The organism is Pseudomonas sp. efr-133-TYG-103a (genome assembly GCF_030209235.1).
Lineage (GTDB): Bacteria > Pseudomonadota > Gammaproteobacteria > Pseudomonadales > Pseudomonadaceae > Aquipseudomonas.
Genome location: NZ_JARVSK010000011.1, coordinates 465,122 through 487,993 on the forward strand (window position 1 = coordinate 465,122; position 22,872 = coordinate 487,993).

The 22,872-nt window shown below is 64.4% G+C and carries 22 protein-coding genes; 5 read left to right on the forward strand and 17 right to left on the reverse strand.

The window, feature by feature from the left end:
• Nucleotides 1-141: 141 nt before the first annotated feature.
• From QRN36_RS10640 to QRN36_RS10680, 9 genes are all read right to left on the reverse strand, one after another.
• Nucleotides 142-492, reverse strand: coding sequence for a RidA family protein (locus tag QRN36_RS10640; protein WP_373568732.1), 351 nt, complete (start codon nucleotides 490-492; stop codon nucleotides 142-144).
• Nucleotides 456-1,682: an FAD-binding oxidoreductase gene (locus QRN36_RS10645; RefSeq protein WP_285424035.1), complete on the reverse strand. Its 1,227-nt coding sequence runs from the start codon at nucleotides 1,680-1,682 to the stop codon at nucleotides 456-458. Before QRN36_RS10645 ends, QRN36_RS10640 begins: the two co-directional genes overlap by 37 nt.
• Nucleotides 1,675-3,051, reverse strand: a complete 1,377-nt coding sequence (locus QRN36_RS10650; protein WP_285424036.1) for an NAD(P)/FAD-dependent oxidoreductase — start codon at nucleotides 3,049-3,051, stop codon at nucleotides 1,675-1,677. Before QRN36_RS10650 ends, QRN36_RS10645 begins: the two co-directional genes overlap by 8 nt.
• Nucleotides 3,048-3,401, reverse strand: a complete 354-nt coding sequence (locus QRN36_RS10655) for a (2Fe-2S)-binding protein (RefSeq protein ID WP_285424037.1) — start codon at nucleotides 3,399-3,401, stop codon at nucleotides 3,048-3,050. Before QRN36_RS10655 ends, QRN36_RS10650 begins: the two co-directional genes overlap by 4 nt.
• Complete coding sequence (locus tag QRN36_RS10660) at nucleotides 3,391-4,533, reverse strand: FAD-binding oxidoreductase (RefSeq protein WP_285424038.1); 1,143 nt, start codon at nucleotides 4,531-4,533, stop codon at nucleotides 3,391-3,393. The genes QRN36_RS10655 and QRN36_RS10660 overlap by 11 nt, the downstream gene beginning before the upstream one ends.
• Entirely contained in the window at nucleotides 4,530-5,327 is a 798-nt protein-coding gene (locus QRN36_RS10665) for an ABC transporter permease (RefSeq protein ID WP_093458330.1), read from the reverse strand. The genes QRN36_RS10660 and QRN36_RS10665 overlap by 4 nt, the downstream gene beginning before the upstream one ends.
• Before the next feature lie 6 nt (nucleotides 5,328-5,333).
• Nucleotides 5,334-6,206, reverse strand: a complete 873-nt coding sequence (locus tag QRN36_RS10670) for an ABC transporter permease (RefSeq protein WP_285424039.1) — start codon at nucleotides 6,204-6,206, stop codon at nucleotides 5,334-5,336.
• The gene (locus QRN36_RS10675; RefSeq protein ID WP_285424040.1) at nucleotides 6,193-7,266 is read right to left on the reverse strand and encodes an ABC transporter ATP-binding protein; all 1,074 of its coding nucleotides are present in this window, start codon (nucleotides 7,264-7,266) and stop codon (nucleotides 6,193-6,195) included. The genes QRN36_RS10670 and QRN36_RS10675 overlap by 14 nt, the downstream gene beginning before the upstream one ends.
• Before the next feature lie 85 nt (nucleotides 7,267-7,351).
• Entirely contained in the window at nucleotides 7,352-8,428 is a 1,077-nt protein-coding gene (locus QRN36_RS10680) for an ABC transporter substrate-binding protein (protein WP_285424041.1), read from the reverse strand.
• 221 nt (nucleotides 8,429-8,649) lie between these two features.
• On the opposite strand from QRN36_RS10680, the gene QRN36_RS10685 reads away from it, so the two are divergent.
• Entirely contained in the window at nucleotides 8,650-9,633 is a 984-nt protein-coding gene (locus QRN36_RS10685) for a LysR substrate-binding domain-containing protein (RefSeq protein ID WP_285424043.1), read from the forward strand.
• A 10-nt stretch (nucleotides 9,634-9,643) separates the two neighbouring features.
• Here QRN36_RS10685 and QRN36_RS10690 read toward each other — a convergent pair whose 3' ends face one another.
• Both QRN36_RS10690 and QRN36_RS10695 read right to left on the reverse strand, forming a co-directional pair.
• Nucleotides 9,644-10,990, reverse strand: coding sequence for an MFS transporter (locus tag QRN36_RS10690; protein WP_285424044.1), 1,347 nt, complete (start codon nucleotides 10,988-10,990; stop codon nucleotides 9,644-9,646).
• A gap of 466 nt (nucleotides 10,991-11,456) precedes the next feature.
• A complete protein-coding gene (locus tag QRN36_RS10695) occupies nucleotides 11,457-12,455 on the reverse strand; it encodes an NAD(P)-dependent oxidoreductase (protein ID WP_285424045.1) in 999 nt (332 codons plus the stop codon).
• Between the two features lie 113 nt (nucleotides 12,456-12,568).
• Between QRN36_RS10695 and QRN36_RS10700 the strand changes: the two genes are divergently transcribed.
• The gene (locus QRN36_RS10700; protein ID WP_285424046.1) at nucleotides 12,569-13,204 is read left to right on the forward strand and encodes a TetR/AcrR family transcriptional regulator; all 636 of its coding nucleotides are present in this window, start codon (nucleotides 12,569-12,571) and stop codon (nucleotides 13,202-13,204) included.
• A gap of 21 nt (nucleotides 13,205-13,225) precedes the next feature.
• Here QRN36_RS10700 and QRN36_RS10705 read toward each other — a convergent pair whose 3' ends face one another.
• Entirely contained in the window at nucleotides 13,226-14,011 is a 786-nt protein-coding gene (locus QRN36_RS10705; protein ID WP_373568728.1) for a substrate-binding periplasmic protein, read from the reverse strand.
• Between the two features lie 315 nt (nucleotides 14,012-14,326).
• On the opposite strand from QRN36_RS10705, the gene QRN36_RS10710 reads away from it, so the two are divergent.
• From QRN36_RS10710 to QRN36_RS10720, 3 genes are all read left to right on the forward strand, one after another.
• Complete coding sequence (locus tag QRN36_RS10710) at nucleotides 14,327-15,676, forward strand: APC family permease (RefSeq protein WP_285424048.1); 1,350 nt, start codon at nucleotides 14,327-14,329, stop codon at nucleotides 15,674-15,676.
• Nucleotides 15,677-15,807: 131 nt separating this feature from the next.
• Nucleotides 15,808-16,323: a GNAT family N-acetyltransferase gene (locus tag QRN36_RS10715; protein ID WP_285424049.1), complete on the forward strand. Its 516-nt coding sequence runs from the start codon at nucleotides 15,808-15,810 to the stop codon at nucleotides 16,321-16,323.
• An 85-nt stretch (nucleotides 16,324-16,408) separates the two neighbouring features.
• Nucleotides 16,409-16,945 carry a sterol desaturase family protein gene (locus QRN36_RS10720; RefSeq protein WP_285424050.1) on the forward strand — a complete coding sequence of 179 codons (537 nt, stop codon included), beginning with the start codon at nucleotides 16,409-16,411 and terminating at the stop codon, nucleotides 16,943-16,945.
• Here the strand turns inward: QRN36_RS10720 and QRN36_RS10725 are convergent.
• From QRN36_RS10725 to fni, 5 genes are read right to left on the reverse strand one after another with little or no spacing between them, the layout of a single operon-like run.
• Nucleotides 16,827-17,828, reverse strand: coding sequence for a phytoene/squalene synthase family protein (locus tag QRN36_RS10725; protein ID WP_285424051.1), 1,002 nt, complete (start codon nucleotides 17,826-17,828; stop codon nucleotides 16,827-16,829). The genes QRN36_RS10720 and QRN36_RS10725 overlap by 119 nt on opposite strands.
• On the reverse strand, nucleotides 17,815-19,314 hold the full coding sequence (locus tag QRN36_RS10730) for a phytoene desaturase (protein ID WP_285424052.1): 1,500 nt from the start codon (nucleotides 19,312-19,314) through the stop codon (nucleotides 17,815-17,817). The genes QRN36_RS10725 and QRN36_RS10730 overlap by 14 nt, the downstream gene beginning before the upstream one ends.
• A complete protein-coding gene (gene crtY, locus QRN36_RS10735; protein ID WP_285424053.1) occupies nucleotides 19,311-20,477 on the reverse strand; it encodes a lycopene beta-cyclase CrtY in 1,167 nt (388 codons plus the stop codon). Before crtY ends, QRN36_RS10730 begins: the two co-directional genes overlap by 4 nt.
• Nucleotides 20,474-21,748, reverse strand: coding sequence for a glycosyltransferase (locus QRN36_RS10740; RefSeq protein ID WP_285424054.1), 1,275 nt, complete (start codon nucleotides 21,746-21,748; stop codon nucleotides 20,474-20,476). Before QRN36_RS10740 ends, crtY begins: the two co-directional genes overlap by 4 nt.
• The gene (gene fni / locus QRN36_RS10745) at nucleotides 21,745-22,800 is read right to left on the reverse strand and encodes a type 2 isopentenyl-diphosphate Delta-isomerase (RefSeq protein WP_285424055.1); all 1,056 of its coding nucleotides are present in this window, start codon (nucleotides 22,798-22,800) and stop codon (nucleotides 21,745-21,747) included. The genes QRN36_RS10740 and fni overlap by 4 nt, the downstream gene beginning before the upstream one ends.
• Nucleotides 22,801-22,872 lie beyond the last annotated feature (72 nt).

A 22,872-nucleotide genomic window follows, 5' to 3' on the forward strand; every position in this document is an offset into this window, starting at 1 on the left:
GCTGGGGTTAAGTTGAGGCCCCGAACCTGCGCAACAGTTCAGTCATTTGTGGAGGGCGTCGAGCGGGCCGATGAATCGACCCGACGTCGACGTCGACGTCGGAGACGGGCAGCCCTGCGCGGCGGGGCTGCCCGGGGACTCTCAGCCCGCCGCCACAACGGTGATTTCGACGAGCAATTCCGGCGCGGCCAGTCGCGACTCGACGGTCGCGCGCGCCGGTGCATGCCCTTCCGGCGCCCAGGCGTCCCAGACTTCGTTCATGCCTGCGAAATTGGCCTGGATGTCCGAGAGCCAGACTTGCGCGCTGAGGATGCGTGTCTTGTCCAGGCCGGCCTTGGCCAGATAATTGTCGATTTTCTCCAGCACTTGCGCCGTCTGGCCCTTGATGTCCAGCGTGCGGTCCGTGGCGGTCTGCCCGCCCAGAAAGGTAAAGCCGTTGCACTGCACGACACGGCTCATGCGTTGGTTGGTTTCGATTCGGGTGATGTCCAGCATGGGAACTCCTGAGGGTTGGGAATGGAAACAGCGGGTTGAGGAAAAGCGGCCGACGCGCCGGCTATGGCGGCGAAGCGGCCGATGTCGAAGGCGTCCAGGGAAATGTCCGAATGCTCGCCAAGAATCTGCTGGGCCAGACGCTTGCCCGTGCCGGGGCCCATCTGGAATCCGCTGCCGCAGAAACCGAACGAATAGCTGAGATTGCTGGCTTTGCGGCTGGCGCCAATGACCGGAAGGTCGTCTGCGGTGAACGCTTCGACGCCGGCCCAGACGCGATTGACGCCCAGATGCTTCAAGTGCGGGAACAGGTCGGTGACGGTGCGCGCGCTGGTGCTCAGGCGTGCCATGTCGACTTCGCCGTGACGCGCTGCAAAGTCCAGCGAGCCGATGAGTTTGCCGCCGATCACCACGGTGCCGTTGGCGAACTGCTTGAACGACAGCGAGCGGCCGGTCGCACCCAGCACCGGCCCGCAGAACGGCGCGACACGGTGGGTGACCATCAGCATCAGGCCCTCCGGATGGGCAGGTACCGTCTCACCGATCTGCGCCGCAAGTTCACTGGCCCATGCGCCTGCGGTGATCACCAGATGCTCGGCGCTGAACAGGCCGCGCTCTGTGTCCACGTGCCACCGGCTGCCGCGTTGCTCGATGCGCCGCGCCGGCGTGCCTTCGAGCACCCGCACGCCGAGCCTTTCGGCGGCCAGACGAAACGCCGTGACGGCTTTGTAGGGCACCGCGTAGCCGTCGTCCTTGACCCAGATGCCACCGACCACGTGCCGCGCCACGGTGGGAATGATCTCGAACACCTGCCGATCATCGATCAGTGTTTCGTGAGTGAAGCCCAGCGCCTGGAGGTGCTGCACCCGCGCGCGGCACTCGTCCAGTTCGGCCTGGCTTTCCGCCAGTTTCAACTGGCCGCTCGGCACGAAGCCGCCGTCGTCGCCCAGCGTGTGCTTGAGTTGGTGCCAGAGTGCGCGGGAAGACAATGCCAGCGGGATCTCAGCGTCGTGACGCCCGAGGGTGCGCACCCCGCCAGCATTCACCCCGGAAGCATGGCGTGCGCAGTAGTCGGCCTCGAGAACCGTGACGCTGACCCCACGCTGCGCCAGGTGAAACGCAGTGCTCAGGCCATGAATGCCGCCACCGATCACCAGCACGTCACGCTGCTGCGCGCTCGATTCACTCACCGGCAAGCTCTCCCAGGGTGATCGGCTTGATCGGCGGGCGAATCCGGTAATAGCCAACGTCCTGCGCCGACACGCCGCGCGCGTGGGCGATGACCTCGGTCACGGTCAAGCCACACAGGCGCCCCTGGCAAGGTCCCATGCCGCAGCGGCCGAACGATTTGGCCTGATTCGGCCCCGAGCAGCCCAGCGCCACGAACTTGCGCAGCTCGCCTGCGGTCACTTCTTCGCAGCGACAGACCATGACCTCGTCCGCAGGAATACGGTTTTCGTCTTTGGCGCGGTACACCGCATCGAGGAACGGCCGGATTCTGAGGTTGGCTTCCAGACCGCTGCGCAGGGCCGCAGCCCGGGCGTCGCGCGGCTGTTCATCGATGCGGTGCAACCGTGCGGCGATCGCCAACGCTGCCAGTTCGCCCTGCAACGCAGCCGCCTGAGCCCCACCAATGCCGGCGCCGTCACCGGCCACGAAGATGCCGGGCACATCGAGTTCGCCCCAGGCATCGACCACCGGGCTGAAACACAACTGCTCGTCGTCCCAGTCATGTCGAGCCCGCAGCGACTGGCTGAACTGAATGTTCGGCACGACGCCCTGATGCAACAGCACGCAGCGGCTCTGAATGCGTCGGGGTTTGCCGGCCACGCTGAACGTCAGCGCGCTCGCCGCGTCGCTGCCTTCGACAGCCAGCTGCTCGGCTCCAGTGTAATGCGCGATGCCGGCGCTGCGCAGGCTGCGCATCAGCTCCAGGCCCTTGCGCAGATAAGGCCAGGCCCGCAACGCGGCGAACAGATGACGACGCGCACGCCAGTAATCTTCAGGCCGCGTGGTATCGACCAGTGCCTTGATCGGCACGCCGGCGCGCAGGTACTGCCAGCCGAGCAGATAGAGCAGCGGGCCGCAACCGGCCAGCACCACGGGTTCGGACGGTGCAAGGCCGGAACTCTTCAGCAGAATCTGCGCGGCACCCGCACTCATCACGCCAGGCAAGGTCCAGCCGGGAATCGGAAAAGGCCGTTCCATCGCACCGGTCGCCAGCAGCACCGCCTTGGCCTGCAAGGTGTGCAGGCGACCGTCGCGCAGATAACTGACCTGATGATCACGGGTCACCTGCCACACCGCCGCGCCTTTTTCATAGCGCACGGTGGACGAAGCCAGCGCCTGCGCCAGGGTGTTGCCATGGGCGTAATCGGCGCCGAGCATGTCGCGCCGGGACAACGGCGCCAGCGTGATCCCGCGGTAGATCTGTCCGCCAGGACTGCCCTGCTCGTCCAGCAAAACCACCTCAAGGCCCAGACCGGCAAGCGCCACCGCCCCGGACATGCCCGCGGCGCCCGCGCCGATCACCGCGACATCGACGTTGATAACGCTCATGACTGCACCTCGAGAGTCAGCACGCTGACCGGTTGGAAAATCAGGTCGCGGGCGCCTTCCTGCGAACGAATGCGCATGCCGTCGACGACTTCGATCAGGCAGCTCTGACGGTTGGGAACGCCGTCGATTTCCACCAGGCATTCGAAGCACACGCCCATCATGCAATACGGCGCACGGGGCGATTCGCTCACCGGCGTGCCGCGAAACCGGGTGATGCCGGACATCAGCAGCGCGGCAGCAACGCTGCTGCCCGCCGGGACATTGAGCGGCTGGTCGTTGAAGGTCAGGTCCACGGTGCGCGTCGAGCTGACCTCGCTGGCGACCGGTGTGAAAAGCGGATCAGTGCGCATGGGAAAACACCTTGTCAGTCAGAAAACGCTCGCCGGTAAACACGCCCAGTTCATCAGGTATCGCGCCGCCCAGGATCCACGGAGCGATGCGCAGAGCGTGGGCGGCGGCGAGGGTCACGCCGCTGTGGCAGGTCACCACGAAAGCGCCGGGATGAGCGGCCGATTGCTGATAAATGGGAAAGCCGTCCGGGCTCATCACGCGCAAGGCGCCCCAGGCGCGGATCAGGCGCACGTCACGCAGCAGCGGAAAGGTCGACACCCCGCGCCGGGCAATCGCCGCGAGCACTTGGGTGGAAGTGCTGTCATCGAAGCCCACCTCTTCCATCGAGTCGCCCAGCTGCACCGTGCCTTCGTCGGTCTGCCGCACGTTGATCGTGGGGTAATCGAGAAACGGCCGGACCCGCTCGCTGATCAGCACCTGCCCGCGATTGGGCGCGACAGGCGCGTGCAGGCCGACCTGATGCGCCAGTCCGGGATTGCCAAGACCGGCGGCCAGCACGATGCGCGATGCGGTGAACCGGCGCCCGCCCGCCGTGACGCTGAACTCGCCTGCCGCGCAGTCGATCCGCTCCACCTGCATGCCGTTGTGAAACCGGGCGCCCTTGGCCTGCGCCGAGGTGTGCAGCGCGCGCAGCAACTTCAACGGATTGACGTGGCCGTCCTGCGGCGTGTAACTGGCGCCGACCACCGCCGGGCCGATCAGCGGCAGACGCGCTTTCAGGTCGGCGGCGTCGAGCATCTGGAAGGGGTAATCGCCCAGCGCGTTCTGCAAGGACTGCAGGCGCGACTGGCGTTCGGACAGTTCTTCGTCGCTGAAGCACATGTGAAATCCGCCGGGCTGCCTGAGCTGAACGTCGATGTCACTGTCCGCGAGCAGTGCCTGGGCGAACCCGGCCCAGCGCGTCGCGGACGAACGTGTCCAGCGCGAATAATCCGGCAAGTCGTGGCCCTTGCCTTGTACCCAGACCAGACCGAAGTTGCCTCGCGAGGCGCGAAAGGCGTCGTCGCCCTGATCGAGCACCACTGTGTCGGTGCCCAGCCGTGCCAGGCCGTACGCGACGGCTGTGCCCACCAGCCCGCCACCGACGACGATGACGTCCGAGTGTGTGTCGCCCTGCATATGCGGCTTCATTTGCCCTCTCCGATCAGAACCCGGTCAAGTCCGACCAGCCGGTCGAGTATCAGCATCAACAGCAGCGTGCCGATGATCAGCACCGTAGAAACCGCCGTGATCAACGGATCGATGGTCTGCGAAATCTGGTTGTACATCGCCACCGGCAGCGTGGTCGTGCCGGGCGTGGCGACGAACACCGTCATGGTCAGTTCGTCGAAGCTCTGGATGAACGCCAGCATCCAGCCGCCGACGACACCGGTGCGGATGCGCGGCAGGATCACGCGGTAGAACGCCGTCCAGCGACTGGCGCCCAGCGACATTGCGGCCTGCTCGATATCGCGTTCAAGGCCGATGGTCGAGGCAAGGGTCAGGCGCAGCGCATAGGGCAACACGACGATCACGTGGGTCAGCGTCAGCGCCCAGAACGACCCGCCGATCTGCGCCAGCGAAAAGAAACGCAGAAACGCGATGCCGAGCACCACCGAGGGAATCATCAGCGGCGAGAGCAGAAAACCCGTCACCGCGCCGCGCCCCGGAAAGTCGTAGCGACTGATCGCCAGCGCCGCCGGGATGGCCAGCAACGCAGCCAGGGTGGCCGACGCCAGCCCGAGCCGGATCGACAGCGTGAACGCGTCGATCATTTCCTGATTGTCGAGCAGCGCGCTGAACCAGCGCAGCGACAGGCCATCGGTGGGCAATGACAGGTAGCCCTTGCTGGTGAACGCCATGGCGATCACCACCACCAGCGGCGCGACAATGAAGATGACGAACGCGGTGTGGAAAAACAGCGAGAAAAATCCGTTCTTGTGCATGGCGGTTTACTCGAACACTTGCTTGAAGCGGCGCTCGGCCAGCTTGCTGCAACCCAGAATGATGATCAGATTCGCCAGCAGCAGGAGCATCGCGATGGCGGCGCCGAGGGGCCAGTTGAGGGTGCCGAGGAACTCGTCGTAAGCCGCCGTCGCGACCACCTTCAAGCGTCTGCCACCGATGATCGCCGGCGTGGCGAAGGCAGACGCCGCCAGCGCGAAGACGATGATCGACCCCGACAGCACGCCGGGCATGATCTGCGGCAGGATGATCCGGCGGAACACCGTAAGGCGCGATGCCCCCAGCGACAGCCCGGCCCATTCGACCTGCAAGTCCAGGCGCTGCAACGTCGCCCAGACCGCGATGACCATGAACGGCACCAGCACGTGGGTCAGCGCAATGATCACGCCGACCTGGGTGAACAGCATCCGCACCGGCTGATCGACGATGCCCAGCGCCTGCAGCGCATCATTGATCAGGCCGTTGTTGCCCAGCAGAATGGCCCAGCCGAGGGTCCGCACGACCACCGAAATGAGCAGCGGACCGAGCACCACCAGCAAGAACAGCGAACGCCAGCGCGGCGCCATGCGCGCAATGATGATGGTCTCCGGAATGCCGAGCAGCACGCAGAGCACCGTCACGGCCAGCGCCATGGCACCAGTGCGCAGAAAGATTTCGTGGAAATAGCTGTCGCGGAAAACCTCCACGTAGTTACCCAGGCTGTAGCCCGGCATGACGCCGGCACTGTCACTGAACAGGTTCAGCGACAACACGGCAGTGAGCAGCAACGGCGCCAGCAGCAGCGCGCCGAAGACCAGCAGCGCCGGCCCGCTCAACATCCAGGGCGCAGCGCCCACGCGTTCGGCGTCATACCTGACCATGGGTGACCTCCCGGTCCAGCAGGCGCAGATCATCGTCCGACCAGTCCAGACCGACCTCGGTCCCCTCTTCCGGCGGCGGCGCGCCGAGGTTCGGCTGAGTCATGTGCACCAGCCCCAGACGACTTTCCACAGCGATCAGCCAGAGATTGCCGAGGAACACCCGCACACGGATCCGCCCGCTCAGACGACCGCTGCCGACTGCCGTCAGGCGCACTTTCTCCGGGCGGATGTAGACATTGACGTCGTTGCCCAGCGACCGATCTTCATGGGGCACGTGCAGCAGCGTGTCGTGCACCTGCACGTGGCAGCAGCGTTCGTTGCGCAGTTGCACGGCGCCGGCAAAGGCATTGGTCTTGCCCAGAAACGCCGAGGCGAATGGCGAATGTGGCCGCTCGTAGGCCTCGAACGGCGTGTCGATCTGCACGATCCGGCCCTTCTGCATCACCGCGATGCGGTCGCTCATGGTCATCGCTTCGACCTGATCGTGGGTCACCAGAATCGTGGTGATGCCCAACTCGCGCTGGATCGCCCGCAGCTCGATGTGCATCTCTTCGCGCAGTTTGGCGTCCAGGTTGGACATCGGCTCATCGAGCAACAACAGGTTCGGCCGGATGGCCAGTGCCCGGGCAATGGCGACGCGCTGACGCTGTCCGCCGGACAGCGCCTTGGGGTAACGATCACCGAGCCCGACGAGCCGAACCAGATCCAGCGCCTCGTCGATCCGCGCGGCGCGCTCGGCTTTGGCCACGCCGCGCATTTCCAGACCGAAGCTGATGTTCTGCGCAACGGTCATGTGCGGGAACAGCGCGTAGCTCTGGAACACGATGCCCAGCCCGCGTTGCTCAGGCCGCACGTGGGTGATGTCCCGGCCGTCGAGGATGATTCGCCCGTGGGTGGGCTGCACGAAACCGGCGATCGACTGCAACGTGGTGGTCTTGCCGCAGCCGGACGGGCCGAGCAAGGCGACGAATTCGCCATGCCGGACTTCCAGATTCAGACCGTCAATGGCCTTGAAGCTGCCGTACTCTTTGACGATGCCTTCGAGTGTGAGGAATGCCATGGGCGTGCCACGCAGGCGAACCTGCGTCTCCAGAAAGGTTATCGGAGTGACCGGGCCAGGCCCGATCAACGATCAGCCATCGCGATCAACGCTCGACGGTGCGATTCCAGCGGGTCGTCCACTCGCCGCGCTGCTGGTTGATCGTGTCCCAGTCCACCTTGATCAGCGCGTTGACCTTCTCCGGACCATAGGGCATCCGCGCGGCCAGTTCGGGGGTCAGGGTGACGGTCTGATTGACCGGGGCGAAGCCGTTCTCCTGCGCCTGAATCTGCTGAACCTCAGGCGAAAGCACGTACTGGATGAACGCCTGGGACAGCTCCGACTGGGCGTTCGGCGTCACGCTGCAGGCGGCAATCTGAAGGGCGATTCCACCTTCCTTGGGGTAAATGAATTTCAGCGGGAACCCGGTGCCTTGCAATGCCACGGCGCGCCCGCTGCCATACACCGCCATGACCACGTCGCCGTTCTGCATCATGCCGTCCATCTCACCCGGCGCCGACACCCAGGCGAGCACGTTCGGGCCGATCTCATCTTTCAGGGCCTTGAAACCCGGGTCGATGTTCTTCTCGCCGCCACCGCGCAGGCGGGCCATTTCAACCAGCGTGTGCAACCCGTAGGTGTTGGTCACCGGGGGCATGCCCAGCAGTTGCCGGTAACGCGGATCGGTGAGGTTTTCCCATGAGTCCGGTGCTGCCCAGCCCCGCTTTTTGAAAGCCTCCTCGTTGTAGCCGATGCCGGTGGCGACCACGCCGATCCCGGTGGCTTCAGGGCTCAAGCGCGCCAGCGGATAGAGATCCTTGTACACCGGCGCGTCGCTGAGCTTCTCGCACAAGCCCATCTGCAACGCCTGGTACATCGGACCGTCGTCCATCATCGCCACGTTGATCTGCTGACGGCCTTTCTGCGCCTGCAACTTGGCCAGCGTCTCGGTGGAGTTGCCGGCGACGTAGACGACTTTGACGTCGTGCTGTTTTTCGAAAGCCGGAATGACCTTGGTCTTGTACATCTGCTCGGTGGAACCGCCGACGCCTGCGACGTACAGCGTGGGTTCGGCGAACGCCGGGCTGCTGCACAGGCCGGCGAGCGTCAGGGTGACGGCAACGGCGAGACGGTTGAAAGGACGAAACGGCTGTGCTGCGGGGGACGAGTTAAGGCTAATCACAGACTATCTCCGAAGTGCATGGGGCAGATCGAACAATGCGTCAGTCGCTCCGGCCTGAACCGGAGCCATGCATGCACGGCGCATGCTCCCGGCGAATCCATCGCGGGGTGGCGCATCTTCATGTGCGCTATGAATGGCTGACCCGAGTATTGCGAGGCCCCTCCCATATGGTCAAATACGGATATGCGGGTTAGTTATTCATATTTGATATGGAAGGCAGCATGAATCTGAGACAGATCGAAGCGTTCCGCAGCGTCATGCGGCTGGGTTCCATGACCGCGGCGGCCGAGGTGCTGTACACCTCGCAGCCCAATGTCAGCCGGCTCATTTCGCAGCTGGAGCTGAGCACCGGACTGACGCTGTTCAAGCGTGCCGGGGTGCGACTGATCCCCACGCAAGAGGGCCAGGCGTTTTTCCAGGAAGTCGAGCGCGCGTATGTCGGCATGGACAGCCTGCGCCTGTCGGCGAAGAATATCCGCAATCTCGGCACCGGCCGTTTACGGGTGGCGGCCGTGCCTTCCACCGGGCTCAGCGTGATCCCCAAAGTCTTGAAGACCTTCACCCAGTCGCGACCCGAACTGACGGTGTCGCTGCACGTGAACTCCTCGCCGACGGTGGAGCAGTGGGTCAAATCGCAGTTCTGCGACATCGGCATCGTGGTCCACCCCGGCGATGTCAGCAGCGAACAGATCGAGTTGCTGGCGATGATTCCGGCGGTGTGCGTTCTGCCCGCCACTCACCCGCTGGCAGGCCGCGAGCAGATCACCTTCACCGATCTCGAAGGCGAGACCTTCGTCTCGCTCTGCCACGGCGATGGCACGCGCTCGCTGGTCGACGGGTTGTTCGAACAGGCGGGCGTCGAGCGGGTCATGGCGGTCGAGGCGCAATACAGCGCGATCAATTGCGAGATGGTGGCGCTGGGCATGGGCATCACCCTCGCCCACCCGCTGGTGGCTCAGGATTACCGTCACCGCGAGATCGCGATCCGGCCCTTCGCGCCGGACGTCCTGTTCCCGACCTATGTCATCTGGCCGCCCGTGGCTGCCCGCACCCGGCTCGCGGAGGAGTTCATCGACACGCTGAAAACCTTCTACCGCGAAGCGTTTCCGACCAGCGTTCAATCACCGCCCGAACCCGCTGCCCGCGCTGCCGCTGACGCGGGCGTGCGGTCGAAGCCCTCTTCGCGCAGGGCTCGACCGGATTGACCGAAGCGGGCTATTTCGGCTCTTCGGCGTGGGCCCAGCGGTAGTCCAGACGCGGTGCGCGGATTTTGATCTTGCGTTTGATCTTGATGAGGATCGGCTCATGCACCGGCTCTGGATCACGCAGAAACGCCGTCATGACCGCGCTCAGCGCATACAGCCCACAGAACGCCCAGACCACGCCCTCAAGCCCGAATCGATCGTTGAAAATCGCCACCACCGCCGGCCCCACCCAAGTGGACGCCCCCGCACCCAGGCTCAGCACCGAGAGCGCGGCGGCCTTGTTCTGCGGGGCAAGGGCCGGCGCCAGTGCCGAGAGCGGCACGAAGCAGGCCAGCGTCAGGCCGTAGAACGCGCCAAAGACCGAGGCGATGAGGAAGTTATTGGGGAACATCTGCGGCATGAAGAAGAACAGCGGCGTGCTGATCGTGCTGCCCACCGCGCCCAGCCAGAGGATGGTGTTGCGATAGCCGATCCGGGTGCTGATCACGCTGGAGGTGAGATTGCCGATGATGTTGAACACGAACACGATGGTCAGCAGGCGCAGCCACTGCTCCAGCGTGAAGCCGACGGTGTGCATGAAGAAACCGGGCATGACCACCAGGAAGCCGAACATCGACGAGGTGTTGATGACCCGCACCAGCCCTGCGAGCGACACCTTCGGGCGCGTCCACATGATGGTGATGTTCTTGGCCATCGACACCATCGGCCGCTCCCCCTCCGGCGCCAGGCGACGCAGGCCCGCGGCGTCGCGCATGCCGATCAGGCCGATCGCGCCGCCGATGACCACCAGGCCGAACGACAGCCAGAATGTCTGCAACGCGCCGATCAGCGGGATGCTGATGCTCGCCACCAGCGAACCCAGCGTCGGCAGTCCCGCCGCATACGCGACCCAGAACCAGCCGACCGCCATGCCCATCTTGCGCGGCGGCGTGGCCGCGGCGATCCACACCAGAAAGCCATAGGCGAACAGTGGATACCCGAAGCCACGCAGGCCGTATGTCAGCAGGATCATCGAGTAGCTGAGTTTCTGCAGGCCATAGACGAGAAACAGCACCTCGAACACGCTCCAGATGATCAGGCCCAGAAACATGACCCGCTTGGGGCCCCAGATGTTGGAAAGCGCGCCGGCGAGCCAGGAAGAGATCCCGACGGTGACGCCGTAGAGGGTGAACACCATGGCGATTTCATCGCCGGGCATGCCGCGTTGGCTGAGGAAGGGAGACAGGTAACCGAGTTCGACGCCGTCGCCGATCATGAAGATCAACAGGCCGACGAAGCCCCAGAACATGGGGTAAGGGATTCCGATTTTGTCGCAGAGTCTGGCGAGTGAAGAGTTCGGAGTGGATTGATCGCTCAATGGTCCGTTCCTTTTTTGCAGCACGGCGTTTGGGCACGCCGAATGAATGGCCTCTATGAGGTTGAAAGGCAGGCTGGATAGCGCAGATTGCCGCATTGGCAGGTGCATCGGATGACAGGACGCGTTCGCCACGGTGTCGTCAGTGCGGGTCATTCGTTACAAGGCTTGTCTCGACCCGCCACCCATGTATTTCCGGGTGTTGCAGCCCGACGCCTTTTCTTTTATGCCAGTTGAACCGATTCAGCACAACCGCTGGAGCGGCCGCGACCTGCGACAACGTGCCCGGTTGTCAGGCCTGCAGCGCGCGGCGTCTGGGGGCATGGGAAGTGAGGAAATAACTTGAAAAAATTCTCGCATCGGCACGATCGACAGCGCGTGGCAGGCGGTCTGGCGTGCGCCATTCAAAGCGACTGGACAAAGGGTCACGGCCAGCGAGTGTGCCGACCGTGCTCAACGAAGCAATTGCTCAGAGCGCGCGCAGCTCTCCGCCTTCTTGTGTCAGACGCTTGAGAAACCTGTCTGCGTTCAATACCTGATAGGGGAAATACAGGCCCGCGGGCATTGCCGGCTGACCGTCCAGCCCCAGCAGACGCTCCAGCACCATGGCGACGCTCAGGCCGGTAAGCGCCGCGGCACCCGCCGGGTGCACCACCGCGTGACGCGTGCTCAGCGGCTTGCCCTGAAGGTCTTCACCCGCCAGTTCGATGATGATTTCGGTGGACATCGGCCCGCCCCGCCGTCGGCTCGAACTCACCCCCGTCGCCAGATTGAATTGCACATTGGCGGCGCCGGTCGCGGCAGCAAGGCCGGTGACGTCGATGGACGAAAATCCGGACGCCTGGATCGGCGTACCGTCCACCGCGTCAAAGCTGACGTTGGCCTGCTCCCCTTCGCGCCATCCGAACACGCCATCGCGACGCGTCAGCGCGGCAGGCAGCATGCGGTTGAGGTGCTCAAAATCGCTGGCGACGGTGGGGCCGCCCGTGTCTTGCTCGTCGACCAGCGCGTGAATCGCGATGTCAGTGACGCAACCGAACGCCCGCGCCAGTTCAAGGGTCGAGACCGTCGTTGCGCCGACCATCCACTCGTAGCCGAGCACGATGGCGGCAGCGTCAGGCCGGTGCATGTAGGTGGCGATTTCCGGTGCGATTTCGAACACGCCAGAAGAGATACTCAAATGCGGGACGCCGCGCGATTGCGCATAACGCAGCCCCGCGAGGGCGTGATCCATGTAGAAGACCACGACGCCGCTGATGCGACGCTCGCCCAGGCCGAGATCGTCTGCGCCAGCGTCGATCTTCACACCTTCGGCGCCGCCTATCTGCGCGGCGGCCTGCTCGGCCTTGCTCAGGTCGCGGCCGCCGAACAGCAACGGCACGTCCGGATACACGGCCCGCAAAGCCCGTGCAGTCTGGTGGCCAATGGCGCCAGAACCGCCCATCAGTAGAATCGGATGCAAGGACATCGTCTGTTCTCCTTGTTTTCTGGATAACAACCTACTACTAGTAGGCACCCTAACACGCCCCTTCAGCACCGTAACCTACCATTGGTAGGTTTTATTATTCAGGGACACATGCCGTGCGAGAAGACAGTACCGACACCGCCGCCCAGCCAACATCGCGGCGGCTTTCAAAAGCCGAGCGGCGGCGACAGCTGCTGGACACCGCCCTGCTGATCGTGCGCGGAGAAGACGCAGACCGGCTGACGCTGGGCCATCTGGCGGTCCGCGCCGGCGTCTCCAAACCGGTGGTCTACGATCATTTCCCCACGCGCTCCAGCCTGCTGATCGAGCTGTACACATGGATCGATACCGAACGCGTCGCGGCTTTCCGTGACGCCATGTCCAACGGCACGCGGACGCTGCAGGAGACCGCAAAGGTGCTGGCCAGCGCCTACATCCAGTGCGCGGCCGACAACACCGACGAGTTCCACGCGGTGGGCGCCGCGCTGGCAGGCAGTCAGGAGAAAGCCGCTGTTTTCCAGGAGTTGCTTGATAACTGCGTGCAAATGTTCATGGCCGTGCTGAAACCCCATGCGGCGTTTTCGGCAGATGAACTGGAGCGACGCTGCACCGGTCTGGTCGGCGCGGGAGAAGCGTTGGCGGGCGCGTTGGTTCGAGGTCGCTATGGCATGGATGACGCCATCGCATCATTTGCCGTTTTGATTCAGGGGGCATTGCGCGACGCGGATCCTGCGCACCGTGAAGGTGCTTGAACCACGCCATGTCGGTGCGCTTCAAGGGTTCAGACCAGCCTGCTGCTGGGCGTTCCACAGCGCCAGATTGGCCTTCACCAGATCCTGCGCCAGAGGGCTTGAGACGATCTTCTGCATCTCGCTGCCGATCTGTTTGCGCAGCGACGCCGAGATGCAGGGCGCCTTGGCTGACAGCGCCAGATAGAGCCCTTCGCTGTTGATCGGCGGCTCGAGCGCAACGACATCGCCTTCAATGCCCAGCTTCCTGGCCAGCGCCATGCCGGGGAATTGTTCGAAGATCACGTAATCGTTGCGTTTGAGGATGAGCTTCTGAAACGCCTGGCTGGCGGTGGGCACCTCCTCGAGCGACAGATTGGCCCTGGCGTAATCATCGAAGGCCTGACCGAAGCTGTTGTTGACCAGCGTTCCGCCGCTGCGCCCTGTGAGGTCAGACCATTGCTTATAGGGGAAGACCTCGTCGCGCCTGACCCAGACCATGCTGGGCGTGAACAGGAACGCCGGTTTGACGAAATTCAGCGTCTGCTCACGGTCGGCCGTGAGGAAATACCCGGCGAGCATGTCGATACGTCCTGCCCTCACCTCTTCCTGCGCCCGAGACCACGGCCCGCCGTACACGACGTCGATCCGCAGCCCCAACAGCGTGCCCAGATGCTTGATCAGGTCGGCGTTGGCACCGATCAGGCGACCGGGGTCGTGGGGATCGCGCCACAGATAAGGTGGGTACTCGGCGTTGCCGGTGGCTGTCAGGTGTTCGCACGCCGGCTCGCTCAGCACGACGCCGGGCAGCGCCAGCAACGTGACCGCCATACACATGATTCTGCACCCACGAAGCCCGACCATATTCAACCTCTGAAAGAACACTGCCTGTGGGCGCCCTGCCCGTGGTCGCCAGTCGATCCGTTGAAAAGATAGGTCACACCGCGCCGAGCAGTCATCTTTTTGCAGCAATACGCCTGCCACTTCGCCCATAGCCTTGGGCCGCGACGAAACAGTCCGTGGTCCCGGGTTTGACAAATGTCCTGAATCTTCTTGCGCCCCCACGATCCTTTGAATAGCCGTGAGGTGAGGCGCAACGCGTCGGCGACACCCGACCACGGACCAGACAAAGGGCAAGGAGCAGCAATGGCGAGCGCAATCAGTCAATCTTCATCAGCACTCAAGCGGGCCGTTTCAGGCCCGATGTTGCTGTTGTTCATCCTCGGCGACGTGCTGGGCGCAGGCGTTTACGCGCTGGCGGGCACCATCGCCGGCCAGGTCGGCGGCGCGGTCTGGGTGCCGCTGCTCATTGCCTTGCTGTTCGCCTTGCTGACCGCAGGCTCCTATGCCGAGCTGGTGACCAAATACCCTCACGCTGGCGCTTCGGCGGTGTTCGCCGGCAAGGCGTTCCGATCGCCGCTGATTTCGTTTCTTGTCGGTTTCTGCATGCTCGCTGCGGGCGTGACCAGCGCCGCCGGCCTGTCTCTGGCGTTCGCGGGGGATTACCTGTCGCCGTTCATCGAGGTTTCGCCTCATTACGCGGCGCTGGCGTTTCTGGCAGTGATCGCGCTGCTCAATGCGCGCGGTATCAAGGAATCGCTGTCGGCCAATCTGGTCATGACGCTGATTGAAATCTCCGGGCTGCTGATCGTGATATTCGCAGCGGCCTGGTTTTTCCGCTCGGGTGAAGCGGACCTTGGCAGGGCCATGACGTTCAAGGCCGGGATCGACCCCGCCGTCGCGGTGCTCAGCGCAGCGTTGCTGGCGTTTTATTCGTTCGTCGGTTTCGAAACGTCTGCCAACCTGGCGGAAGAAATTCGCAACGTGCGCACCACCTATCCGCGAGCGCTGTTCGGTGCGCTGCTGATCGCCGGCGCCATCTACATGGGCGTGGCCATCGCCGCCGCGGCTGTCATGCCTGTCGAGCAATTACTGCATTCTTCGGCGCCGTTGCTGGAGGTGGTGAAAGCGTCAGGGCTGGGCATCCCGCCACGTCTGTTCGCCTTCATCGCCCTGGTCGCCGTGGCCAATGGCGCGCTGCTGACGATGATCATGTCCAGTCGGCTGGCGTACGGCATGGCGCGTCAGGGCTTGCTGCCAGGCCCGCTGACCTACGTGCTGCCGACGCGGCGCACGCCCGGCGTGGCGATCCTGGTCACCTCGGTGCTGGCGGTGATCCTGACGCTGACCGGCTCGCTGGCCACGCTGGCGCAGACCGTCGTGCTGTTGCTGCTCTTCGTGTTCATCAGCACCAACCTGGCGGTGCTGGTGCTGCGCAAGGACAAGGTGCAGACACCGCACTTTCGGGTGCCGACCTGGGTGCCTGTGCTGGGTATCGCTTCTTGCCTTTTGCTGCTCAGTCAGCAGAGTCTGGACACCTGGCTGCGCGCCGGTGCCCTGCTTCTCGTCGGGGTTGTGCTGCATGCGATCACCCGCGCAGGCGGCGTTCGCCCGGTCGCGCCGGCCGACATCGAACTGGCCCACGAAAAACTGTGAGGCCTCTTCACTGAGCCTGCATCCGGCTGGCAGTCCGAGCGGCAATCAGGCCCGGCGATACGGCCGGGCGCGGGGCATCCGCACCGCTTATACTGCGCGGCGTGAACCCACGCCACTGCCGAGCCGATACCATGCCCGTTTCAAGTGACCGCCTGATCTACCGCCCTCCTGAACCGGGCGACGCCGCCCGTCTGTTCGACATCTACAGCGATCCCGACACCCAGCGCTTCAACCCGGCCGGACCGATGACGTCCATGGCGCAAGCCGATGCCCTCGTCCGCACATGGATCGAACACTGGCAGCAGCACGGCTTCGGCTGGTGGGCCATCGCGGAAAAGGCGGCGCCGCACCGGCTCACAGGTTTTGGCGGCGTGGGTCATTACGATTATCTGGGCGAGTCGCGGCTCAACATCGGCTATCGCTTCGCCAGCGACGCCTGGGGCAAAGGATATGCGACAGAACTGGGCAGGTTCGCACTGCAGACAGCGTTCGCTCAGCCTGGCATCGAGCGTGTCTGGGCCGTGGTCCGGCCGGACCACCTGGCCTCCATCGGGGTGCTGGAAAAAATCGGCATGCACCGCAGCGGAACGCTAGATGACGTTCCGGGCAGGCCGCCCAGCCTGGTGTTTGTGGTCGAACCCGCGTGAGCCGGGCGGCCCGGCGGCGCATAAACTCAGAACGTTCCATCGCCCGGGACGGTCTGAATAGTCTGGCTTCCCTCGAGCGATTCGGATGATGTTGAACGCACTGGTTTTTCTGTCCACGGTCATCGGCATGGAAGGCTTCGCGTTCGTCGCGCATAAATACGTGATGCATGGCTGGGGCTGGGGCTGGCATCGGTCCCACCATGAGCCCCGAACCGGCTGGTTCGAAAAAAATGACTTGTACGCGGTGGTCTTCGCAGGCTTCGCCATCGTGCTGATTGCCCTTGGCACACAAGGGATGCACCCGCTGGAGTGGATCGGTGCGGGCATGACGGCGTACGGTTTCCTGTATTTTCTGGCGCACGATGGGCTGGTTCACAAGCGCTGGCCGCTCAAGTACGTGCCCAGAAATGGCTACCTCAAGCGGCTCTATCAGGCGCACCTGATGCACCACGCCGTAGCGGGAAAGGATCGCTGCGTGTCCTTCGGCTTTCTCTACGCGCCCTCTACGTCGAGCCTTCGCAAGCAGCTGCGCGATCTTCATGGCGGCTCTCTGAAGAAGCATGACGCGGACGCTGCCACAGTTCAGCCCGGCGCTCAGGCCAGCGACGGCCACGGGAGCTGATCGCCCGCCCGAGTCCGGCGAGCACCAGACGCAGCTTGTCGAAGGTGCTGGTGGAGACCCGCGCATCCCAGGCGCCACTGCCCTGCTTGCGGACCTTGACGCCAATCTCGTGGTAGACGCCGCTGGCCGTCGCCACTGCCCACGCCGAGCGCCAGGGCAAGGACGTCAGACCTGCCTCGGCACTGGTGTAAAAAGGCTCGGCCATGTCGACCAGTCGTCTGGCCAATACCGCCAGCGCGTCGCGGTATTGCGCCTCGGCCAGCCGCTCGCGAGGGATCGAAAGCTCGTCGAGCCAGTCCTGAGGCAGATAACAACGGCCGACGCCGGCGTCTTCAACGATGTCGCGGGCGATGTTGGTCAGCTGAAACCCCATGCCCAGATCACACGCCCGGTCCAGCGTGGCTTCGTCGCTCACGCCCATGACCTGAGCCATCATCAGCCCGACAACGCCCGCCACGTGGTAGCAATACTCCAGCGTGTCTTCGATGCGGTGGTACTGGCGCTGTTGAACATCCATCGCAAAACCGGCCAGGTGCTCCAGTGCATAGGTTTCCTTGATCCGGTGGCGAATGACCACGTCGCGGAACGCTGCGAACGCTTCGGTTTCTACAGGCAGGCCGGCGTAAACGCCCTGGGTCTGGGCCACCAGATCGGCGAGTCGGCGCTGTACTTCCTGCTCCCCGACCAGCGTGGCCGAATGCCCCGCTTCTTGCCCGTCGATGACATCGTCGCAATGCCGACACCACGCGTAGAGCATCACGGCACTGCGCCGCGTGAGCGGGTCGAACAGGCGCGACGCCGCCGCAAAACTCTTCGAGCCGACGGCAATGCTGGTGGTGGCGTGGTCAAGCAAATGCTGATCGTCAGCGTCATGGGCGTTCACGGTGCAGATCCTCCAGCATCACCCCTGCGGTGGCCTTGGCCGAGCCGATCACCCCGGGCACTCCCGCGCCGGGATGGGTGCCGGCGCCGACCAGATAGACATTGTGCAGGCTGGCGTCGCGGTTGTGCGGTCGAAACCAGGCGCTCTGGGTCAGGATCGGTTCCAGGGAAAATGCCGAGCCGAGATGAGCGTTCAGTTCGCTCTGGAAATCGTCGGGCGTGAAGATCCGCGACGTCACCAGATCGTCGCGCAGGCCAGGCATGTAGTGCTTTTCAAGGTAGTCGAAGATCCGGTCCCGGTAACGCGGCCCCTCGGTCGTCCAGTCGATGGGCGCATTGCCCAGATGGGGCACCGGCGACAGAACGTAATGGCTGGAACAGCCAGCGGGCGCCAGGCTTGGATCGGTCACGCAGGGCGCGTGCAGGTACAGGGAGAAGTCTTCAGCCAGCGCATCGCCTTTGAAGATCTCTTGTATCAGCGCGCGATAACGAGGCCCGAAACACACCGTGTGGTGCTGCAACTGCGGCTGCGGCCGCTTCAGGCCGAAGTGAATGACGAACAGCGAATTGCTGTAGCGTTTGCCCTTGAGCCGCGCGCTTTCTTGAACGCCGCGCGGGTGGTCACCGAGCAATCGGGCGTAGGTGTGCACGACGTCGGCATTCGAGGCGACACTGTCGGCCGCGATCCGGCGGCCATCGTCAAGGCGCACGCCGGTGGCCCGATTGGCCTCGATGTCGATGCCCGCGACGTTGGCATTGAGTTCGATGCGCCCGCCGATGTCCTCGAACAGCTTCACCAGTGCATTGACCAGCGCGCCGGTGCCGCCCTTGGGAAACCACACGCCCCACTCCCGTTCAAGGGCGTGGATCAGCGTGTAGATCGACGAGGTGGCGAACGGATTGCCGCCCACCAACAGCGAATGAAACGAGAACGCCTGCCGCAGTTTGTCGTCCTGAATGAATCTGGAGACCATCGAGTAGACACTGCGCCAGGCCTGCAATCGGGCAAGTTGCGGACCGGCCTGGATCATGTCGCGGAACGACAGGAACGGCACCGTGCCCAGCTTCAGGTAGCCCTCGCGAAACACCGCTTTGGAATACGCCAGAAAATCCCGATAGCCGGAGACGTCCTGCGGGTTGAACGCGGCGATCTGACGGTCCAGTGAGGCCTGGTCGTTGGCGTAATCGAAGCGCGATCCGTCCTCCCAGCACAGCTGATAAAACGGCGCTACCGGGAGCAGCTCGACATAGTCCGCGATCGACTTGCCCGCCAGGGTGAACAATTCTTCGATGGCGGTAGGGTCGGTAATCACCGTGGGGCCTGCGTCGAAGGTAAACCCCTCGTCGTGGTACACGTAGGCGCGTCCGCCGGGCTTGTCGCGCTTTTCCAGCAACGTGGTCTGCACGCCAGCAGCCTGAAGACGGATGGCCAATGCCAGACCGCCAAATCCTGCGCCAATCACGATGGCTTTCTTCGCTTCGGTCATTCTCGGTTCTCGTAGTGGCTGGGCAGGAAACGGAGCATCGCGCGTATCGCCGCGCCCACAGGAACGGGCGGTTTGCCGGAGACGATACGAAGCTTGTCCGTCAGGCGGCTGTGGCCGGCGTAAAACCGGCTGATCAATCCTTCCGGCAAGCGGTAAAAACGCTGCATGACCTGCCAGCGGTCCTGGGGTCGTCCCGCCAGAAACAACATGCGGTTGAGCAGGCGATAAAAGCGCTGACGGCGCCAGGCCTGCCGAGCGAATGTCTGGATACCGTCGGCGAGCGCATCCGCGTCCAGATTGCGCTGCGACGCGAACCAGTCGGCCAGCCTGACGGCGTCGGGCAAGGAATAACCGGTGGTGCAGTGGAACAGCCCGGCGCGCAGGCCGGATCGTGGCTGCCCTCGGCCCTGCGCCCAGAAGCGATCGAAGTCGCCGGCCAGCGTAATGGGCAACACGCCCTGCTCCTCACGCAGGCACGCGGCGACGGTCCAGCCCTGCGCCTGGGCGTACTCGTCGATGTGGCGGCGCAATTGCTCGATGGACAGCACGTGCTCATCCACGTAATGGGTGTCTTCAACCAGCACGGTATCGGCTGAAAACGGCAGCACGTAGACGAACCGGTAACCGTCGCCCTGCGCCACCCGCGCATCCATGATGATTGGTGCCTCGAGCCCGTGAGGCGCCTGCAATTGCAGCAACTGGCCGAGAAACGCCTGCTGGCCCAGCACCAGGTGCGGGCTGCCTTTGACCCCTCGCCCGTCGACGACGGCGCTGGCATGAAGCGTCTCGCCGCTGGCCAGCCGCAATGAACGGGGACTGACCTCGGCGATCGTTTGTCCGGTGCGCACATCATCGCCAAGCGCGGTTTCGATGACCTGCACGAAACGCTCGGACGTGACGCTGGCGTACCCCGAAGACAGCCGCCGCGCGCCGCCGGGAAAATGCACGTCGTAGCAAGGCCATCGTTGCACCACCAAGGGAGCGATCCACTGCTGCTGAGCGGCACTGAGGTCTTGCGCGTGGAACGACCAGGTGTGATTGCCGCCCATGTGCGGCTGCTCTTCGATGCACAGAATATTCAGCTCGGGACGCAACTGTTTGAGCCGCCAGGCAATGAGACCGTTGGCCAGGCCGCCTCCGGCGAAAATCAGGTCGTAAGTCATGGGGTCTCCCGCGCCGCTGTTAGCGCGCCGCTGCGGATCACCGACTCGACGATGTCAGCGGCGCGCGGGGTGCCGCCGGCCCGATCCAGCTCTGCCGCCAGACGCTCCAGTGGTTCAGGAGGATGATCCAGCAGACGCCTCAACGCCTCGTGGATCGTGCCCCCGCGCGCGCGACGGCTCAACTGTAGCCCGGCGCCCGCGTAAGCCACCCGCGATGCAACGCCGGGCTGATCGAAGCCGATGGGCATGACCAGCATGGGCGTGCGTGCCTTGATCGCATCCATCACCGTGTTCAGGCCTCCGTGGGTGACGACCACGCTGGCTTTCTCCAGCGCCCATTGCTGTGCAGCGAAATCGGTGACCCATGTCGCCCCGATCCGTTTGAGCTGCTGTTCCTGCGCCGGGCCGAGGCCACCACAGTGGGCGATCAATAGCTGCGCGTCGAGGCGCGCACAGGCCTTGGCCACCTGGGTGAACATGCCCATGCGCCCGCCTTGAAGCGTGCCCAGGCTGGCGAACACGAATGGCCGGTCAGGATCGATGTGCCACTCGCCTTCCGCCTGCTGCCCCGGCGTACGCAACGGCCCGACGGCATGGAAGATGGCGGGCAATCGGGCTCGCGGGAAATCGAAGCCGTCGAAGGTCTGGCTGATCTGCGCGTACGGGGACAGGCACTCATGAAGCCCGCCGCGGGGCTCGATGGACAGCTGTCGGCAGGCGTCGCCGATGACCCGGCTCAGAGGTCGCATCAGCCAGTCATAGACCCGCTCGCTGCCTTCGTACATGCGCCTGCTACGCTCGTCCTCGGCGTAAGCGAACGGCATGACCGCCAACGGAATCCGTGGCTCGCGATTGACCGGCAGCGCTGAGGCCACCGAGATGAACGGCAACCCGAGCGCCTCGGCAACCAGGCCGCCGGCCGCTTCCATCTGGTCGCACAGCAACGCATCGACGCCCCGTTCGCGCAGGGCGTCGGGCAGCTCGGCGCACAGCATGCGGGTGCTGTTGCACAGGTCGCGGATCACACCGCGCAGCCGCAACGGGTGATTGGACGCCGCGGCGCGTTGCAATACCGGCCCAAGGCTTGCGGGCGGATGGCTGGTCGCGCCCAGCGCATGAAACGCGATGCGCGGATCCGCCAGCCAGCGGCGGGCATCGGCCTGCTGAAAGAACGTGACGCGATGGCCACGATCGATGAGGGCTGACGCCAACGCCTGAAAGGTCTGGAAATGACTGTAGAACGCGGGAGCCACCACGCCGAAGTGGCTCATGGAGGCGTCATGCGCCATGGCTCGCGTGGCAACAGGCGCGCGTTGCGAAGCGCCGCCAGATCCGCCGACCCGGTACAAAAGCAGGCAATCCGCAGCTGGCGGATCATGATTTCGAAATGCTCGATCACCGCCTCGGTCGACAGCGTCGCATCCCGCAACACGCCCGCCGCCTGGCCCACCAGGTCGGCGCCCAGACAGATCGCCTTGGCCGCGTCGACGCCGTCGCGGATGCCGCCGGAGGCGATCAGCGTCATCTGGGGCAGCGCCTCGCGCACGCTGCGCAGACTGGTGGCCGTGGGAATGCCCCAATGAGTAAAGGCCGCCGCCACCGCGCGGTCGGCGGGCAACACCGCCCGTTCGGCCTCGACCGCCGCCCAACTGGTGCCGCCCATGCCGGCGACATCGATGACCTGCACGCCGACACCGGCCAGGGATTGGGCCACGGCGGCGGAAATCCCCGCGCCGACTTCCTTGACGATCACCGGCACGCCAACGGTTTCAACAGTGCGGCGAATCGCCTCCAGCGCGCCGCGCCAGTCCCGGTCGCCTTCGGTCTGCACCGCTTCCTGCAACGGATTGAGATGAATGATCAGGGCGTCTGCCTGCAGCGTGTCGACCGAGCGGCGTGCGAGATCGAGCCCGTCGCGCTCCAGCAACTGCGCAGCGCCGATATTGCCCAGCAGCGGAACGTCTGGTGCCAGGCGCCGCAGTTCGCGGGTCAGCCCCTGATCGTTGCCGCTTCTGAGGCCGACGCGCTGCGAGCCGACGCCCATGGCAATGCCCAGCGCCTGAGCCGCTTCGGCCAGATGACGGTTGATGGCGCTCGACCGCTGCGCCCCGCCGGTCATCGAACTGATCAGCAGCGGCGCCTTGAGCGGCCTGCCCGCCAGCGCACTGCGCAGATCGATCGCAGCCAGATCCAGTTCAGGCAGCGCACAGTGTTCGAATTGCCAGGCGTCAAAGCCGGTACCTGCGCCGTGACCGCTTGCGCGCCGGTCCAGCACGATGTTCAGATGATCGTCTTTGCGTCGACTCAGATCGCTGTCACTCATCACAAGCCCCACATTCTTGAATCATTTCGCACCCGGCGTGGTCATCTAGCTGACGGAACTTGTACAAGAATG

What these genes read in the sequence shown, in the direction of transcription:
- QRN36_RS10650 (WP_285424036.1), bottom strand. Translation starts at nt 3,051, where the DNA reads ATGAGCGTTATCAACGTCGATGTCGCGGTGATCGGCGCGGGCGCCGCG.
- QRN36_RS10655 (WP_285424037.1), bottom strand. Translation starts at nt 3,401, where the DNA reads ATGCGCACTGATCCGCTTTTCACACCGGTCGCCAGCGAGGTCAGCTCG.
- QRN36_RS10660 (WP_285424038.1), bottom strand. Translation starts at nt 4,533, where the DNA reads ATGAAGCCGCATATGCAGGGCGACACACACTCGGACGTCATCGTCGTC.
- QRN36_RS10665 (WP_093458330.1), bottom strand. Translation starts at nt 5,327, where the DNA reads ATGCACAAGAACGGATTTTTCTCGCTGTTTTTCCACACCGCGTTCGTC.
- QRN36_RS10670 (WP_285424039.1), bottom strand. Translation starts at nt 6,206, where the DNA reads ATGGTCAGGTATGACGCCGAACGCGTGGGCGCTGCGCCCTGGATGTTG.
- QRN36_RS10675 (WP_285424040.1), bottom strand. Translation starts at nt 7,266, where the DNA reads ATGGCATTCCTCACACTCGAAGGCATCGTCAAAGAGTACGGCAGCTTC.
- QRN36_RS10685 (WP_285424043.1), top strand. Translation starts at nt 8,650, where the DNA reads ATGAATCTGAGACAGATCGAAGCGTTCCGCAGCGTCATGCGGCTGGGT.
- QRN36_RS10695 (WP_285424045.1), bottom strand. Translation starts at nt 12,455, where the DNA reads ATGTCCTTGCATCCGATTCTACTGATGGGCGGTTCTGGCGCCATTGGC.
- QRN36_RS10705 (WP_373568728.1), bottom strand. Translation starts at nt 14,011, where the DNA reads ATGGCGGTCACGTTGCTGGCGCTGCCCGGCGTCGTGCTGAGCGAGCCG.
- QRN36_RS10710 (WP_285424048.1), top strand. Translation starts at nt 14,327, where the DNA reads ATGGCGAGCGCAATCAGTCAATCTTCATCAGCACTCAAGCGGGCCGTT.
- QRN36_RS10715 (WP_285424049.1), top strand. Translation starts at nt 15,808, where the DNA reads ATGCCCGTTTCAAGTGACCGCCTGATCTACCGCCCTCCTGAACCGGGC.
- QRN36_RS10720 (WP_285424050.1), top strand. Translation starts at nt 16,409, where the DNA reads ATGATGTTGAACGCACTGGTTTTTCTGTCCACGGTCATCGGCATGGAA.
- QRN36_RS10730 (WP_285424052.1), bottom strand. Translation starts at nt 19,314, where the DNA reads ATGACCGAAGCGAAGAAAGCCATCGTGATTGGCGCAGGATTTGGCGGT.
- crtY (WP_285424053.1), bottom strand. Translation starts at nt 20,477, where the DNA reads ATGACTTACGACCTGATTTTCGCCGGAGGCGGCCTGGCCAACGGTCTC.
- QRN36_RS10740 (WP_285424054.1), bottom strand. Translation starts at nt 21,748, where the DNA reads ATGAGCCACTTCGGCGTGGTGGCTCCCGCGTTCTACAGTCATTTCCAG.
- fni (WP_285424055.1), bottom strand. Translation starts at nt 22,800, where the DNA reads ATGAGTGACAGCGATCTGAGTCGACGCAAAGACGATCATCTGAACATC.